At 63.4% G+C, this 14556-nt stretch carries 11 protein-coding genes; 2 read left to right on the plus strand and 9 right to left on the minus strand.

The genetic code is table 11. From position 1 onward, the window contains the following. Positions 1–51: 51 nt before the first annotated feature. The gene (locus AC1DDS_RS12815; protein WP_477479241.1) at positions 52–2037 is read left to right on the plus strand and encodes an oxidoreductase; all 1986 of its coding nucleotides are present in this window, start codon (positions 52–54) and stop codon (positions 2035–2037) included. 17 nt (positions 2038–2054) lie between these two features. Here the strand turns inward: AC1DDS_RS12815 and AC1DDS_RS12820 are convergent, their stop codons facing one another. The 9 genes from AC1DDS_RS12820 to AC1DDS_RS12860 all read right to left on the minus strand — a co-directional run bounded on the left by AC1DDS_RS12820 (position 2055) and on the right by AC1DDS_RS12860 (position 13460). Beyond that, positions 2055–4379, minus strand: coding sequence for a Wzz/FepE/Etk N-terminal domain-containing protein (locus AC1DDS_RS12820; RefSeq protein WP_477479242.1), 2325 nt, complete (start codon positions 4377–4379; stop codon positions 2055–2057). Positions 4380–4468: 89 nt separating this feature from the next. After that, complete coding sequence (locus AC1DDS_RS12825) at positions 4469–5374, minus strand: UTP--glucose-1-phosphate uridylyltransferase (protein WP_477479243.1); 906 nt, start codon at positions 5372–5374, stop codon at positions 4469–4471. Between the two features lie 4 nt (positions 5375–5378). Then, positions 5379–6395: a glycosyltransferase family 2 protein gene (locus AC1DDS_RS12830; RefSeq protein WP_477479244.1), complete on the minus strand. Its 1017-nt coding sequence runs from the start codon at positions 6393–6395 to the stop codon at positions 5379–5381. Continuing rightward, on the minus strand, positions 6392–7336 hold the full coding sequence (locus tag AC1DDS_RS12835) for a glycosyltransferase family 2 protein (protein WP_477479245.1): 945 nt from the start codon (positions 7334–7336) through the stop codon (positions 6392–6394). The genes AC1DDS_RS12830 and AC1DDS_RS12835 overlap by 4 nt, the downstream gene beginning before the upstream one ends. Next, positions 7333–8358, minus strand: a complete 1026-nt coding sequence (locus tag AC1DDS_RS12840; RefSeq protein WP_477479246.1) for a glycosyltransferase family 2 protein — start codon at positions 8356–8358, stop codon at positions 7333–7335. The genes AC1DDS_RS12835 and AC1DDS_RS12840 overlap by 4 nt, the downstream gene beginning before the upstream one ends. 1 nt (position 8359) lies before the next feature. Beyond that, positions 8360–9556 (minus strand): glycosyltransferase family protein, encoded by a 1197-nt coding sequence (locus tag AC1DDS_RS12845; protein WP_477479247.1) that lies wholly within the window; start codon positions 9554–9556, stop codon positions 8360–8362. A gap of 111 nt (positions 9557–9667) precedes the next feature. After that, on the minus strand, positions 9668–10447 hold the full coding sequence (exoK, locus tag AC1DDS_RS12850; protein WP_477479248.1) for an endo-1,3-1,4-beta-glycanase ExoK: 780 nt from the start codon (positions 10445–10447) through the stop codon (positions 9668–9670). Positions 10448–10461: 14 nt separating this feature from the next. Continuing rightward, entirely contained in the window at positions 10462–11580 is a 1119-nt protein-coding gene (locus AC1DDS_RS12855; protein ID WP_477479346.1) for an acyltransferase family protein, read from the minus strand. A gap of 398 nt (positions 11581–11978) precedes the next feature. Next, positions 11979–13460, minus strand: coding sequence for a lipopolysaccharide biosynthesis protein (locus tag AC1DDS_RS12860; RefSeq protein ID WP_477479249.1), 1482 nt, complete (start codon positions 13458–13460; stop codon positions 11979–11981). 124 nt (positions 13461–13584) lie between these two features. Here AC1DDS_RS12860 and AC1DDS_RS12865 point away from each other — a divergent pair, with 124 nt between their 5' ends. Continuing rightward, positions 13585–14544, plus strand: coding sequence for a glycosyltransferase family 2 protein (locus AC1DDS_RS12865; protein WP_477479250.1), 960 nt, complete (start codon positions 13585–13587; stop codon positions 14542–14544). Positions 14545–14556: the final 12 nt, after the last annotated feature.

Raw genomic sequence — 14556 nt, forward strand, 5'->3', positions numbered from 1 at the left:
GGCGCCGGCCTCCCTTGTCTTAGAACCCAACTGCACGCTCGGAATTGCGCGATGTCGAAAAGATTCCCTCGCCTGTTTTCTCCGCTCAGATTGCGCTCGCACACGCTGAAGAACAGGATCGTCTTCGGCGCGCATACCGCCAACATGGCCGTCGAGGGTCTGCCCACCGAGCGCCACGCCGCCTACTACGAGGAGCGGGCGATCGGCGGCGCTGCGATGATCGTCGTCGAGCCCATGCCCGTGCACGCGGCGGCCGTTCTCACCCGCGGCAACTTCCGCCACTCCGATGACGCGGTGGTTGCCCCCTTCAAGAAGGTGGTCGGGGCCATGAAGAAGCATGGGGCCGTGGCGATCCAGCAGCTCTATCACATCGGGGCGCATGGCGACTCCGACAACTCGTTCCATCCGCATTGGTCTCCGTCCGGCCTGCCCAGCTATCACGACAGCGACGGATCGCACCCGATGACCGAGGCGGAAATCTGGGAAACGATCGACGGCTTCGTCCAGGCCGCGCGCCGATGTCGCGACGCCGGCTTCGACGGCGTCGAAGTCTGGGCGGCCTATCTCGGCATGGTCGACCAGTTCTGGACTCCCTGGTGCAACCGGCGTGACGACCAATGGGGCGGTTCGCTCGAAAACCGCACGCGCATGTCGCGGGAGATCCTGACGCGCATACGCGAGGTCTGCGGCCCCGACTTCATCATCGGCCTCGCCATCAGCGACGAACCGGATGTGAAGGTTGCCCTCCAGCGCGATGAGCTCGCCGAGATCATAAGGCTGCACGACGAACTGGGCCTTATGGATTATGTCACCTGCGGCTCGGGCGGCTATCTCGATTTCTACAAGCTGATGCCGACCTTCCTCTATCCGGAAAAGCTTGGCGCCGACCTCGCCTCCGTCCTGAAGGGCGTCGTCAAAAACGCCGTCGTGATCGCCGAAAGCCACATCAGGACCCCGGAAAACGCGGAGACGGTGCTGGGCGAAGGTGCTGCGGATCTCGTCTCGATCGTGCGCGGCCAGATCGCAGATCCGCATCTGGCAACGAAAGCGGGCGAGGATCGCCCCGAGGACATTCGCGGCTGCATCTCGTGCAACCAGATGTGTTGGGGCCGCCGGTCGCGGGATTACTGGATCAGTTGCCTGATCAATCCGTCCGTCGGGCGCGAGGCCGAATGGAATGGCGACCGTATTCTCAGAACGGGCGATCCGAAACGCGTGCTGGTGATCGGCGGCGGCCCGGCCGGACTGGAAGCGGCGCGGGTCGCTGCCGAACGCGGCCACCACGTGGTGCTCGCCGAAGCCTCGAACCGCCTCGGCGGCAACTTCCTGCTGGCGGGCATGCAGCCCCGACGGGCGCAGATCCTCGACCTCATCGCCTGGTATGAGCGACAGCTGGAAAAGCTGGGCGTGGAGGTTCGCCTCAATACCTACATCGAGGCCGACGACATCGATCCGTCAGACATCGATGTGGCGATTGTCGCGACGGGCTCCTATTCCCCGGAGACGGGTTTCCAGAAAGCGCTGCCGACGGTCGACACGATGCCGGGAATCGAGAAGGGCAACGTCTTTACGGTCGAAGCCGTCATGGCTCGGCAGGCGAGACCTGGCAAGCGCGTTCTGCTTCTGGACGAAGGCGGCGGCTGGCGCGGCTGCGGCACGGCCTGGAAGCTTGCGGAGGAAGGCTATCAGGTAACGATCCTCACGCCCGACCCCTTCGTCGGCAAGGAATTGCAGAGAACCGCCGCCGACGTACCGATGCGGCAGGCGCTGCGCAAACTCGGAGTGCAGTGGATTGTCGAAGCCAGCGTCGCCGAATGGCATGGGAACGGCGCGACCATCATCGACCACAACTCGGCGGAGCATCGCTTCGTCGACGCCGAGACGCTCGTCACCGCGACGACAAATTTTCCGGCCGACTGGCTGATGCCGGGTTTGGCTGCGAAGGGGCTGGCCACCCGCCAGATCGGCGATTGCGCAGCCCCGCGCCAGGCGCCATACGCGTTTTTCGAAGGCCGGAAAGCGGGGCTCGAAATCTAGTTTAAGATGTTCCGCAGCTAGTCGACGTAATACTTGGCATAGTGCTTGCGGAATTTCTCCGATCCGCCCTGATCGCTGTAGGAGGGAAGTTCGTCCATGTCGGTCTTGTTCAGCACGACGCCGAGGATCTTCGAATTGATGTCGATCTCGGCCTCGAGGATCTCGCTGACAAGACGCGCGGGCGTCTTGCCCCACTCGAGCACCAGGATGAAGCCGTCGGCGTGCTGCGCGAAGGCCTTCGCATCCACCACAGGTCCGAGCGGCGCCAGATCGACGACGGTGTAGTCGAAGGTCTTGCGCGCATTCTCCATCAACGTGGCCATGCCAGGAGCCGCGAAGATCTCGTTGGTGTAGTGAAACTCGTCGTCGAGCGCTCGCGGCGCGAGCGGCAGGATCGCGAGCTTCGTCTGCTGGTCGACCTTGATCGTCGACGCCCAGGGCACCTCGCCTAGTGCCGCTTCGACCAGACCGGCCTTCGGCGCGGGCTTCAGCATCCGGCTGAGGGAAGGATTGCGCAGGTCGGCGTCGACCAACAGCGTGCGCTTGCCCATCGAAGCGAGCAGGAGGGCGAAGTTGGCGGCAAAGGTGGTGTTTCCCTCGCCAGGAGCGGCCGAAATGATGCCGATGACCCTGTTCGGCCGCCGCTGCAACAGCACGTCGCAGGCAAGCTTGGCATGCCGCAGCGTTTCCGCAAAAGTCGATTGCGGCGCCTCGCGGACGATGCGGGTCATTCGCTCGAGGGGCAATGGTTCCTCGGGCGCATCCGGCTCGACATCCCGTGGACGGAGCAGATCGCGCAGGTCAAAGCGCTTCTTCGGCCGCTTGCCGATCAATGGCAGGTATCCGATCGACCTGTGCCGCAGGAGCCTGCGGACGTCGCTTTCCAGCCTCAAGCCACGTTCCTGCATCTCCTGAAGGAAGGCGAAGGCCCCGCCTGCCATCAGGCCAAGGACCGCCGATAGCGCGAGCACCATCGTCTTCTTCGGACTGGACGGCGAAACCGGCACGCCCGCGTCGGAAATCACCCGCGCCCTCGCGATCGGAAACGATCGCTGCTGCGAAGCCTGCTCGTAACGGTTCAGGTAGGTATCGTAGAGCGCCTTGAGCGCGGTCGACTTCTGTTCCAGCTCGCGAAGCTTGACCAGCGCCTGGTTGGCGTCCGAGTTCGTGCCGGACACCGTGTCGATGCTGTCCCGCAGCGACTGTTCACGCTTTCGGGCGACCTCGTATTCGTTGCGATAGGTTGCCGTCATCTGCTGCAGCTCGCGGAAGATCTGTTTCGACAGGTCTTCCCGCTCCGCCCGCAGCGCGACGGCCTGCGGATGGTCGGCGCTGAAATTCTGCGTCACGTCCTGTTCGCGTTTGCTGACGGCGGAGTATCGAGTCTTCAGCTCCTGGATGACGGAGCTGTCGATTTCCTTGGAGGCGACAGTGGAATTCTGGACGGCGTTCTCCGGCCCCTTTCCGACGATCGCCTTCAACTGCTCGTAGCGAGCCGAGGCGCTGGCCGCATCCGCCCGGGCAACGATCAGCTGGCTGTTGAGGTCGGTGAGCTGCTGTTCCGACATGAGCTCGCCGCGGGTCGAGGTCAGATTGTTCTCGCGCCTGTAGGTCTCCACCTCCATCGCGGCGGCCTGCGAGCGCTGGCCGAGGTCGTCGAGGCGCTCCTGCAGCCACACGGTGGCCCGTTCGGAGGCCTCGAGGTTTGCGCTCAGCTGGTCGGAGAGGTAGGCGTCGGCATAGGTCCGCGCGATCAGTGCCGCCAGCTGGGGTTCCGGCGAGGTGAAGGCGACCGAAAGAACGGAGCTTCGACCGACCCGCTCGACCTTCAGCGCCTGCTGGAGCATCGCTGCCGCCTTTTGCCGCCTGGCGTTCGCGGCCGCTTCCTCGGAAACGGGATCGCTTCCAGAAAAGACGCTCATGACCGCCTTGACCGATGATTTGACCGTGGCGATCGGCGAGCGCGCCGGATCGATCAAGGTCGGTTCGCCGGAAAGGTCGGCCTGGTCGACGACGCGTAGCGCCAGCTTGCCGGAGCGCAGCAGCTCAACCGTACTGGCGATGCGCGTATCCAGTTGCTGGCCGCTCTGGGGTGAAGCCTCCTGATCTTCCGCGTAGCGTGACATGCTGTCGTCGATGAGGATCTGCGTCATCGACGTGTAGAGCGGGGTGGCAAAACCGAGATAGGCAATGCCGCCGACGATGAAGACACCGGTGAGGATTGCGATCGTCTTTGCACGCCGCTGCACGGCGGAAAGCAGACGATCGAGGTCGATGAAAGAATCGGAGCTCTCCGCGTTTCGCGGCAACGGTCTGGTCAACGGTAGACTTCTCTGGTTCATGAAACCTCGCTCTCCCGGAGAGGGAAACCTGCCCCGGCGGCCGGGACAGGTCTGTGATCGGCTTGGTCCCGGCTCGGCCGGGGGCACGCTTATGCCGCGTGGATGCGGCCTTGATGAGACAGAACCATGTCCCTGACGGACTCAAACACCATTCCGCCGATGTCGGGTCGCGCTAACGCAAAGGCGACGTTGGCTTCAATGAAGCCCTGCTTCGAGCCACAATCGAAGGTGCGCCCCGTATAGGGATGGGCGTGGAACGGCTGGGTTTGCGACAACTTCAGCATGCTGTCGGTAAGCTGGATCTCATTGCCGGCGCCGCGCTGCTGGCGGGCGAGAAAGCCGAAAATCTCCGGCTGGAGGATGTAGCGGCCGTTCAGGAAATAGTTCGAGGGCGCCTCTCCCTGCTTCGGTTTCTCCACCATTTCGGTGACGGCGAAGCCATGCGGCACCGTGTGCCCCTTGCCGACGATGCCATATTTCGACGCCTCCTCAGGAGCGCACTGCTCGACGCCGACGACATTTCCGCCGGTAGATCCGTACAGGTCCATCAGACCCGCCATACAGCCGCGCGGCCCGTGGCAGATCATGTCGGGCAGCAACAGCGCGAACGGCTCGTCGCCGATCAGGTCGCGGGCGCACCAGACGGCATGGCCGAGACCCAGCGGGGCCTGTTGCCGCGTGAAGCTGACGGTGCCCGCCGCCGGGAGCATCGCCTCGAGTTCGGAAACCTGTGCGTCCTTGCCCGATCGCGCAAGCGAGGAGATCAGCTCAGGCGCATCGTCGAAATGGTCCTGGATTGCCTGCTTGTTGCGCCCGGTGACGAAGACGATGTGCTCGATGCCGGCTTGGCGTGCCTCGTCCAGCGCATATTGCACCACAGGGCGATCGACGATGGTCAGCATTTCCTTCGGCATGGCCTTGGTGGCGGGAAGGAAGCGGGTTCCGTTTCCTGCAACCGGAATGATGGCTTTGCGCACAGGTCTGATTGTGTCCATGGCGTTATCCTTTGCTGCTGTATGGGCTTTTGCCCGGGATCGATCGTCCGCCTGCCGGTTTGGCGGCGGAGCGTATGGAGGAAGGCGCGGAACGGCCCAGGAGACGGCGCAGGCGGGCGGCGATCGGCATGCGCAGATGCCGGATCGCGGCGGGATTGCCGATGGCCTCGCCGAGCGCGCGCAAAAAAGCACCGCGTTTGAGATGTTCGACCAGCGCGAGGAAAGAGCGCGCCTCGTAAAGGCTCTGGCTGCGGCGCTGTTGTGCCGCCTTCGCAGCCCGGTCGAGGCGGTGATCGATGACGAAGCGCTGATCGGACAGGATCATCGCCTCGACATGATGCGGCTTCAGGACACGGGAAATGGATCCCTCGCGCAGGTGGTAGACGTATCCGGCGGTCGGCTCGACCACGCATCTGCCGCCACGGGCCAGCGCCGAGGCGAGCAAGATGTAGTCCTCGCCGATCATCAACGTCTCGTCGAAGCGCAAGCCGTGGTCCGCAAGGAAGCTCCGTGCGAACACCGGCTTCATGTAGCCGAAATTGTGCTCGGTTCGGAACAGGACATTGGAGGCGATGAAGGCTGGCAGCGTCAACTGATTCTGCCGCGCCAACTCCGCTTCCGAAAACATGCGCTGGCGGGAACCGTCGCCCGCGACGACGTCGAGATTATCGACGGCGATCTGCGCCCTCGCCTTCTCGGCGCGCGCGATCAGCCGTGCCAGCCGGTCTGGCTCCACGGTATCGTCGGAATCGAGGATCGCGACCCATCGCCCGCGTGCCGCCTCGAGGCCGGCGTTGCGTGCACCGCCGGGACCGCGGTTCTGCGCCAAAGCGATCAAGCGCACGCGGGGATCGGCGATCTGGCTGACGATGTCGCGCGTCGGATCCGACGAGGCATCGTCGACGACCACGACTTCCGTGACGACATCGCGTTGGGCGAGCGCGCTCTCGATCGCCCGACCGATCGTATCGGCGGAATTGTAGGCGGCAATGACGAAGGTGACGTCAGGAGGTTCGATCATGGCGTGCGTGTCTCCGGCAGGCCGTACTGCTCGATCTCCCGCACGCCCATCAGGCCGCTCACCACACCGGCGTGCATGATGGCACGCAGCGCATAACCGTAGCCTTGAGCCGGCAAAATAGCCGTCGCGACGCAAGCGCCGGCGCAAAAGAGTGATTTTGCCGCGGCCAGTCCGACCTGCGCAGCTCTGCCAGCATTTTGGGGGCGACCGGCAAGCAGCCGGCCGTGGGTTTGCCCCATGCGGTAACGGCGCTTGGCAAGCCATCCGAAGGTAGCCCGATTTTCGGTTACCGGCTCGTGCACCCAGGCGGTTGGCGCAAAGGCAATGCGGGCACCGGCACGATTTGCGAGCGAGAAGAACTCGGTGTCCTCGCCGCCCGTGCGGCCGAGCGACAGGCTGAAGCGACGTTCCGCAAGGGGCCTGGCAGTGAGACGCAGCAGGACGTTGCATGTGTAGCCGGTACGGATTTCGCCTCCGACCCAGACCGGGCGGGTCGAGTGCATGTCCGCGCGGCGCATCCATTTCGGCGCGGGGGGGCGGTACTGTGCCTTCACCGGTCCCAGGACGACGTCTGCTCCGCTGTCGCTCATCGTTTCCATGAGACGGACCAGCCATTCTGGCGAGGCAGTTTCGTCGTCGTCGATGAATGCGAGAAACTCGCCACGGCTATGATCGAGGCAGGCGTTCCGGGCAATCGAGATGTTTGACGCGGGGCAGTGGACGTAGTCGATCCCGAAGGGGATTTCGGCGCGTAGGCTTTCGACGAGGCCGGCGGCGCTCGGTACCATATCATTGTCGGCGATAATGATGCGCACCGAACTGTCGGCGGGCACGTCGATAGCAGCCAGCGATCGCAGCGTCCGCTCCAGTTCCGGACGCCTGAAAGTGCACACCGCGATATCGATGCAGGAGAAAGGCAGTGTCTGCGGCGTCGGGGTCATGGCATCACCCGCGCGTCGGCACCATAGGCCTCCATTCGCCTGCGGCGAAAATCGAGAAGCTCGCGCCAGAAGCCGGCAGACCAGGCGAAATGCATGACCATCGCCGAAATGGCGGCAAGCGGGCCGTAGGGGTTGCGTTGCCCGACGGCCATCCAGAAGCCGTAGCCAAGGCAGGCCACAGCCCAGAACCCGACCGGAATGACCGCGGCCCAGTTGATGAAGGCGAGCAATGCACCCGCGGCCACCGGCGCGACCGAAAGTGGGATCATCTGGCGCAGGCTCGGCCAGGCGCGATGTTTGAGAAAGTTCCGCGCCCGACCGCGTCCGTAGGCGAAATACTGACGGAAGAGCGGCCCGGCGCTGGCGCGCGGATAGTAGATCATGCTTGTCCTGTCGGTCATCCAGATGCGGTATCGCGCCCGGTTCAGCCGGTAGTCGAGTTCGGCGTCCTCGTTGTGGCTGAAGTCTTCGTCGTAGCCGCCGACAGCCTGGAAGGCTGCAATCCGCATGAGGGCGTGGTGGCCGTGGTCGGCCCAATGGCTGGCCGCGCCAACGCGATGCCTGGCGCCGCCATTGCCGAGCTTCGAGTTCTGCGCAAAGGCGGTCGCCTTCTGGAACGCGCCGAAGCCAACCGTCTGCATGGCGACCACGACGGAATCGGCACCGGTCGCCGTCGCCTCGTCCACCAGCACCTGGCAATAGTCGTCGGGGTATTTTCCGTGGGCATCGATCCGGATCAGGTAGTCGTACTGCGCGCCGAAGGTGGCGACGGCGAGATTGACGGCCGCGCTCTGGATGCGTCGGGGATTGTCGAGCAGTTGGACCTTCGGGTTTTCCGCCGCAATCTCGCGAACAATCTCCCGCGTACCGTCGGTGCTACCACCGTCGACGACGACCAGTCTCGAATCGAGCGCCTCAAGCGCGCCGCCGAGCTTGTCGATCAGCGGGCCGATGTGCTCGGCCTCATTGAGGCAGGGAATGATGATCAGGCAGCGCACGGATTTAAGCGTTTCACCTGTCATGTCAGTCGATCTCCATTGTTGCTTCTGCCAAGGCACGGGGGCGACCGCTCGATTGCGGCGTCCCGGCCACTTTCGCGAGACGATGCACCAGGGCCTGGCAGTCGCTCCGGCCGAAGGTCCATTGGCCGGCGCCCAGTCCGGCGATGCGGTCGAAGTGGTCGGCGTAGCTTTGCCGGTCGATCGCCGAAAACAGCTCGCACAGGCTTGCGACGGAGGCATTCTCGAGTGTGAGACCGATCCGCTTGCCGGCGATGAAGCGGGCGGTCTCCGTGCCCCTGATCGCGATTGGAACAGCGCCGTACCGACAGCCTTCGTAAACCCGGTTTGGCAGCAGCCAGGCCGAGTTCAGGCCCTCTTCGAAGAAGTCGATGGCCCAGCAGAACTGGACTTCGCTGTAGATCTCGCCGAGGTCTTCCGGATTGCGGTAGGCGCCACGAAAGCTCATGAAGGGTTCCCCGCGCATGAAGCTGTCGAAGTCCTTCAGCTCGGCATAGGTCGGACGGCCGCGAATGATGATCTCGACCTTGCCGCCCATTGCGCGCGAGAAGCTCGAAAGCAGGTCCAGCGATTTGCGGCAGCGCAACGCACCGAACCAGCCGATCCTCCAGGGGTCACCCTCGCCGGGGCAACGCGGCTCGGGTACGGACGAATCGTCGTCATCAAGTTCCAGGACCTTGTTTTCAAGGAGAAGAACCGGTGCAGCGATGCCGGACAGCGGACGAAAATAGTTTTCGACGAACGCGGGCGAGCTCGTCACGAGCAGGCGCGCGTTCCGCCCGAGCCTGGCTTCTACAGTCCGCATGGCCCGACCGGCCCAATCCTTGCGCAGCAGCAGGCGGTGGATGTCCAGGCACTCGTAGACGATCGGCACATCGCCGCCGAAGACTGACACGGCCTTTTGCGCGATCGCGAGCATTTCGAGATTGCGCGCGATGATCAGGTCCGGCTTCGCGACACCTTGCAAGGCGCGCTCGAGCCGCAGGCGCGCAACGGCAATCGCGCCGACGCGCTGGACGAAGCGGGCATCCTCGGTCACGCCAAGCTCGATCGGCGTGACGCCGTTGATTGGCACACCTGTCTTCTCGCCGCGGCGGAACCCGGCGAGCGTCACCTTGGCGTCGCCCGCCTGTAGGGTAAGCACCCTGCGCCGGACTGCCGGGTCGGCAAGGTCGTGTGCGAAATACAGGATTCGCAGCATCAGAACTCCCGTTCTCCTGCCCGGAGCGGACCGGGCGCGTTTAAATCTTGATGGCAGCCACGACGGGGGTCCCTGCCGTGGCCGACGATTGCGTGACGGCGCGTGTGGTTGTCAGTTCAGCGTGCAGGCCACGGATGCGGCGAACTGGCACGCCTCCCCTTCGGCGGTGAACGCGATCCGGTCGATGAGGAGCTGCGTCGGCGCGCTGTAGGTGAACGTGCCCATCCAGTCGCTCAGGCTGTCGGTGCCCCAGAGACTGGCAAAGATCTTCTGGGCATTGACGGGAAGCTTCGCGGCATCCGTCACCTCGTGGACGAGCTTGCCGTTGACGAAGTAGCGCAGGCGCTCTTTTTCCCAGACGAAGGCGTAGTCGTTGAAGCCCTTGTTTGCGCCGCCGGGCACGTCCGCCAGCGCCTCGTTGCCGCCCTTGCCGGAAACGTACTGATTGAGCTGGACCTTGGCCGGGTTCTTGCCGAGCACCTCGAAATCGATCTCGTCGTGCGGTTTCTTGTCGGCCGGACCTATATAGGTGAAGAAGGCCGAGTTGAGACCGGAACCGTCGGCGGTTTTCATCCGAACCTCATAGGTGCCGTAGCCGAAGCGGCTGCGTGTCTGGATCTCTCCGCAGGCATATTCCCGTTCGCCAAGCTGGCGCTGCTCGAAGGTCAGGGAAAGTACACCGCCCTCCACACGGACCTGGTCCTTCGACCATGTGCAGTTCTGGTGCGCGCCGTTGTTCCAGCCATCCGAGACGTACCAGACGGATGTGTCCAGCTTGTCGAAATTCTCGACGAAGGATGCGCCGGTTGCGCCCTCCTGCGCAGCCGCCGGGGCTGACAGGACTGCGGCCAACGCAGCGGCAAGGGTCAGGGAGTGGGGTCGTTTTGTCATGATTGGTCTCCGTTTCAGCGTTGTCGGGTCGCGTAGCCGACGCTCGCGGCTGTGGCCGGAGCAGGCTGTTTCTGCGAACCGTGGCGCGAGGTGCGGCTCCCGGTCAGAAGCGCGTGCAGGCCTGGAAGCCTTCGCTGCACGAAAGCGTGGGAGGGAATGAGGATCGCGAACGCCAGCGCTGGAGCCGCGAAATAGAAGAGCACGTAGTGGTCGATCTGCAACCGGTTCCAGACCATCCAGAACGCCAGCAGCAACGGGTAGTGCCCGCAGAAAATCCAGAAACTGAGCCCGCCACCCGCAGCAAGCCGTGCGCCGAGAGACGTGCGGACGAGGAATTCGGAAAGGGCCCATGACCCGACGATGCCGCAAAGCGCCGTCATGGCGCGGAGGATGTCCAGCCAAAGCGGAAACACCGGCCCGGTCAGGTAGAGACCAACGGAAAGGAGCAGCGTGACCGACAGCATGGCCAACGCGATCGCTCCGGCATGCCGATCCACGACCTTCAGGTCGATCCGGTGCAAGGCGACGGCGATGCCGGCGCTGAAGCCGAAGAGGATCGACTTCTTCAGGAGAATTCCGTTCGGCAGCGGGAGCACCGCATAGGCGAACAGTGCGATCAAGGTGGCGCGCGGATAGCGGATCACCAGCAGGGCAAGCACCGGCGACAGGAGCAGGCACAGGAGCAGGTCCCGCAGGAAATAGAGCGGCAGGTTGATTGGCCAGGTTTCCAACGCAAGCGCCAGGCTCGCCATTTCCCGCGGCGTCGCATTGACGACATCGGGCAGGTATCCGAAGCCTATTCCATTCTTCTGGGCGAGGAAGACAAGTGCGAGAAACGCTCCGTTCCAGAGCAGAAATGGCACCAGCACGGTCAGCGCCTTGGTCCGCATCGTCCTTCCGTAGCTGAAACTTTCCAGGCCGCGTCGGAAAAGCAGATAGCCGGAGATGGCGCTGAGGCAGGGCACGCCCACACGAAACAGGCTGTCGCCGAGAAAGACCCGCAGCCAGTCGATCAAACCATTTTCGCCCGAAAACGGGCTGTTCGCCGGATCATAGGGCACGTGCACGAAGACGATCCCCGAGATGAGCACGATGCGCATCAGATTGATCCGCGAAGAGACGTTCGCGTTCATGTCCACGATGTCAGTCACCTCTATTGGGGCCGCATCTTTGGCGGTCGTTTCAAACAGAGCAGACTCGAGCCCGCGCCAAAAAGGTTAGGGTGGTTCGGGCAGAAAAATATGGCGATGCAGCAGAAAACACCCGCGCTTGCCCTTGCAGTGCATCGCCAGCAGGCGGTGGTCGCGACAGGCGGTGGCGGTTGATTGCTCGCTTCAAGGGGGAAAAACACCCGCCCACCTAGGCTATTGAAGCACATGCTCATAAACGCAGAGACGCACAACTTAAGGCCGCACTCCAACAGCCGTTTTTATTGGGAAATTATCTTCGAGCGGCTGTTGCAGTGTTCAATTTGACGGCGAGCGCGGCAGAATGTGGCGAGGCCATGGCGACTGTATCTGGCTTTGCCACCCTATTCGGCGGGACTTGTCTCGCCGATCGGTGTGCGCTTGCGCGCCAGCTGCATCAGCTTCGTGAGCAGGGGCCGCTCGGTGAGCAGGATAAGCCCGCCGTAGATCGCGCTGCCGACTGCAGCGCCGAGGACAACCTGCGCTGCAGCGTTCGGCACCAGAGGACCGAAATGGTCAAGCAGATAGCGAACGATGAGCGCCATGATGATGGCGGTGAACATCGGTCGGCAGGACAGCACGAAGCCGCGCAGCAACGGCGTGCCGTCGGCGCGAAAGACGACGATGGAATAGCCGACAAGCACGAATACATTGACCACGCACAGCCAGACCATGGCTTCAACGAGCGAACCAGCATAGGCGCCGCAAGCGACGGCAGCCGTGGTGATCACTGCACGCAGGATAGCCCACCAGAACAGCGTGCCGCCATGGCCGACACCCTTCAGATACGGAATATAGGTGCTGCAGGGGGTGAGGATTCCCTTGGACAGCGCCAAGAGGCCCAGCACCGGCCAGGCATAGGCCCACTGGTGGCCGAAGAGCGTCAGCATCGCGGGCTCGGCCAGGGCCCAGAGGCCAAACATCATCGGCGCGAGCAGCACGGTCGTTACCTGGGTGCTGAGCATAAGCGCGTTCGAGCGGCGGGCGCTGTCCTGCATCATGCTGCTGAATGCCGGAAACAACACCCCCATGACCGCAGACAGAACCACCTGGTTCGGGATGCTGGAGAAACGATTCGCCGCCGAATAGGCGCCGGCGTCGGCAAGACCGAGAAAGCGGGAGATGATCACCATGGGCGATTGGAAGCTGACAAAGTTGGCGATCTCCGACCCCATCATGCCAAGGCTGAACCGCGTTAGTCCCAACACGCGGCGCGGTGAGAACACCAGTCGCGGTTTATAGCGCGAGACCGCGAACAGGCCGGCGAGGCGAATCAGCGCCGACAGGAAAATCTGCGCGACCAGCGCCCAGACGCCGAAACCGACCAGTGCCAGCACGACAGCGGCCAACGCACCGGCCGATTCGGAGATCATGTTCCACAGCGCATCCGTGCTGAACTGCATGCGCCGGGCCAAAAGCGCATAGGCGACGTCGCCGCCAAGCTGCAACGGAATGAGCAGGCTGAGCAGCCGCACGAGATAGGCTGCATCGGCGGCGCCGAGCAGCGCCGCAATCGGCTCGGCCCACAGAAAAATGCCGAATGCCATCAGGCTGGAAATCGCCAGGTTCGCCCAGAAAACCGAGTGAATCGTCTCACTGTCTTCCTCGCGCTGGATGATCAGCGCGGACGCCAGACCGGCACCGCCGATCATCGCCAGGAACTGCACGACGGTGAGCGCAACGGCCACCGCGCCGAACTCTTCGGGGCTGAGGATTCGCGCCAGAATCGGCACGGTGACAAACTTCAGCCCGAATGTGCTTGTCTTGGATAGGACGCTCCAGCCGACGTTTCGTGTGACCGATTTCGCGTTGATGACGGTGGGCATATTGGCATCCTAGGCGCGCTGAGAAGAGCGAAAATCGTTTAGGATCAACGCTGTAGGTAAGGCCGAACCCCATTGGGAGAAGACCAGGCACACCTCTTTTTAGGAAAACCGCAAGGGCGAAAAGATGGCGAAGCTGACCGTTGCAATCCCATACTACCAGAAGGAACCCGGTATTCTGAGGCGTGCGCTCGCCTCCGTCTTCGCCCAGACCTTCACCGATTTCGACATCATTGTCGTCGATGACCAGTCACCCTATCCGATCGATGACGAGCTTGCGCCGCTGCCTGCCGAGCAACGATCCCGCATCAGGATTATCCGCCAGGACAATGCCGGACCGGGCGGGGCGCGCAACACCGCGCTCGACCATGTCGACGCGGCCACCGAGTTCGTCGCCTTCCTCGATTCCGACGACGTCTGGACCGCCGATCACCTGCGCAATGCCTATGAGGGCATGACGCGCTTCGGTGCAGACTGCTACTGGGCCTCCATCACCGGCGGCGACGCGTTTTACTACCACTTCGGCGTCGCCGATCTCGAAAAGACGGAGCGCGTCGAGCGCCTGCAGGAGACGCCGCTGCTGGTCGAAATTCCGGAACTTTCCAGCGTCATGCTGAAGAACTGGAGCTTCCTGCACCTCTCCTGCATGGTCATCGGCAGAAAACTTTTTGAGGCGATCCGTTTCGATCCCAAGCTGCGGCTTGCGGCAGAAGACGTTCTGTTCTTCTGCGACTGCGTGCTCGCGGCCGAACGTGTCATCCTGTGCGACGCACCCGGTGCGGTTCGTGGCGAGGGCATCAACATCTTCCACGGGATCGACAACGATTCCCCCCAGTTCCTGAAACAGCAGTTCAACACCTGGGTGGCACTCGATACGCTCGAGGGTCGCTTTGCCCGCCGCTCACCAGAGGCGACCTCGATCCGCTCCTACAAGGGCACGGCCCGGCGGCAGGCGCTGTGGAGCCAGGCGCGGCTGGTCAAGCGGCGCAAGCTGCCGCAATTCAACCTGCTTGCCAAATGGGTCTGGCGCGATCCCGTGCTGCTGCGCAGCGCCATCGAGCTTGCCGCCGGCAAGTTTTCCCGCTGAGCATCATCCGCT

The sequence above is a fragment of the Mycoplana sp. 10N416 genome (genome assembly GCF_056394765.1).

Coding starts and splice junctions, on each gene's coding strand:
- AC1DDS_RS12815 (WP_477479241.1), top strand. CDS start 52: ATGTCGAAAAGATTCCCTCGCCTGTTTTCTCCGCTCAGATTGCGCTCG.
- AC1DDS_RS12820 (WP_477479242.1), bottom strand. CDS start 4,379: ATGAACCAGAGAAGTCTACCGTTGACCAGACCGTTGCCGCGAAACGCG.
- AC1DDS_RS12825 (WP_477479243.1), bottom strand. CDS start 5,374: ATGGACACAATCAGACCTGTGCGCAAAGCCATCATTCCGGTTGCAGGA.
- AC1DDS_RS12830 (WP_477479244.1), bottom strand. CDS start 6,395: ATGATCGAACCTCCTGACGTCACCTTCGTCATTGCCGCCTACAATTCC.
- AC1DDS_RS12835 (WP_477479245.1), bottom strand. CDS start 7,336: ATGACCCCGACGCCGCAGACACTGCCTTTCTCCTGCATCGATATCGCG.
- AC1DDS_RS12840 (WP_477479246.1), bottom strand. CDS start 8,358: ATGACAGGTGAAACGCTTAAATCCGTGCGCTGCCTGATCATCATTCCC.
- AC1DDS_RS12845 (WP_477479247.1), bottom strand. CDS start 9,556: ATGCTGCGAATCCTGTATTTCGCACACGACCTTGCCGACCCGGCAGTC.
- exoK (WP_477479248.1), bottom strand. CDS start 10,447: ATGACAAAACGACCCCACTCCCTGACCCTTGCCGCTGCGTTGGCCGCA.
- AC1DDS_RS12855 (WP_477479346.1), bottom strand. CDS start 11,580: ATGAACGCGAACGTCTCTTCGCGGATCAATCTGATGCGCATCGTGCTC.
- AC1DDS_RS12860 (WP_477479249.1), bottom strand. CDS start 13,460: ATGCCCACCGTCATCAACGCGAAATCGGTCACACGAAACGTCGGCTGG.
- AC1DDS_RS12865 (WP_477479250.1), top strand. CDS start 13,585: ATGGCGAAGCTGACCGTTGCAATCCCATACTACCAGAAGGAACCCGGT.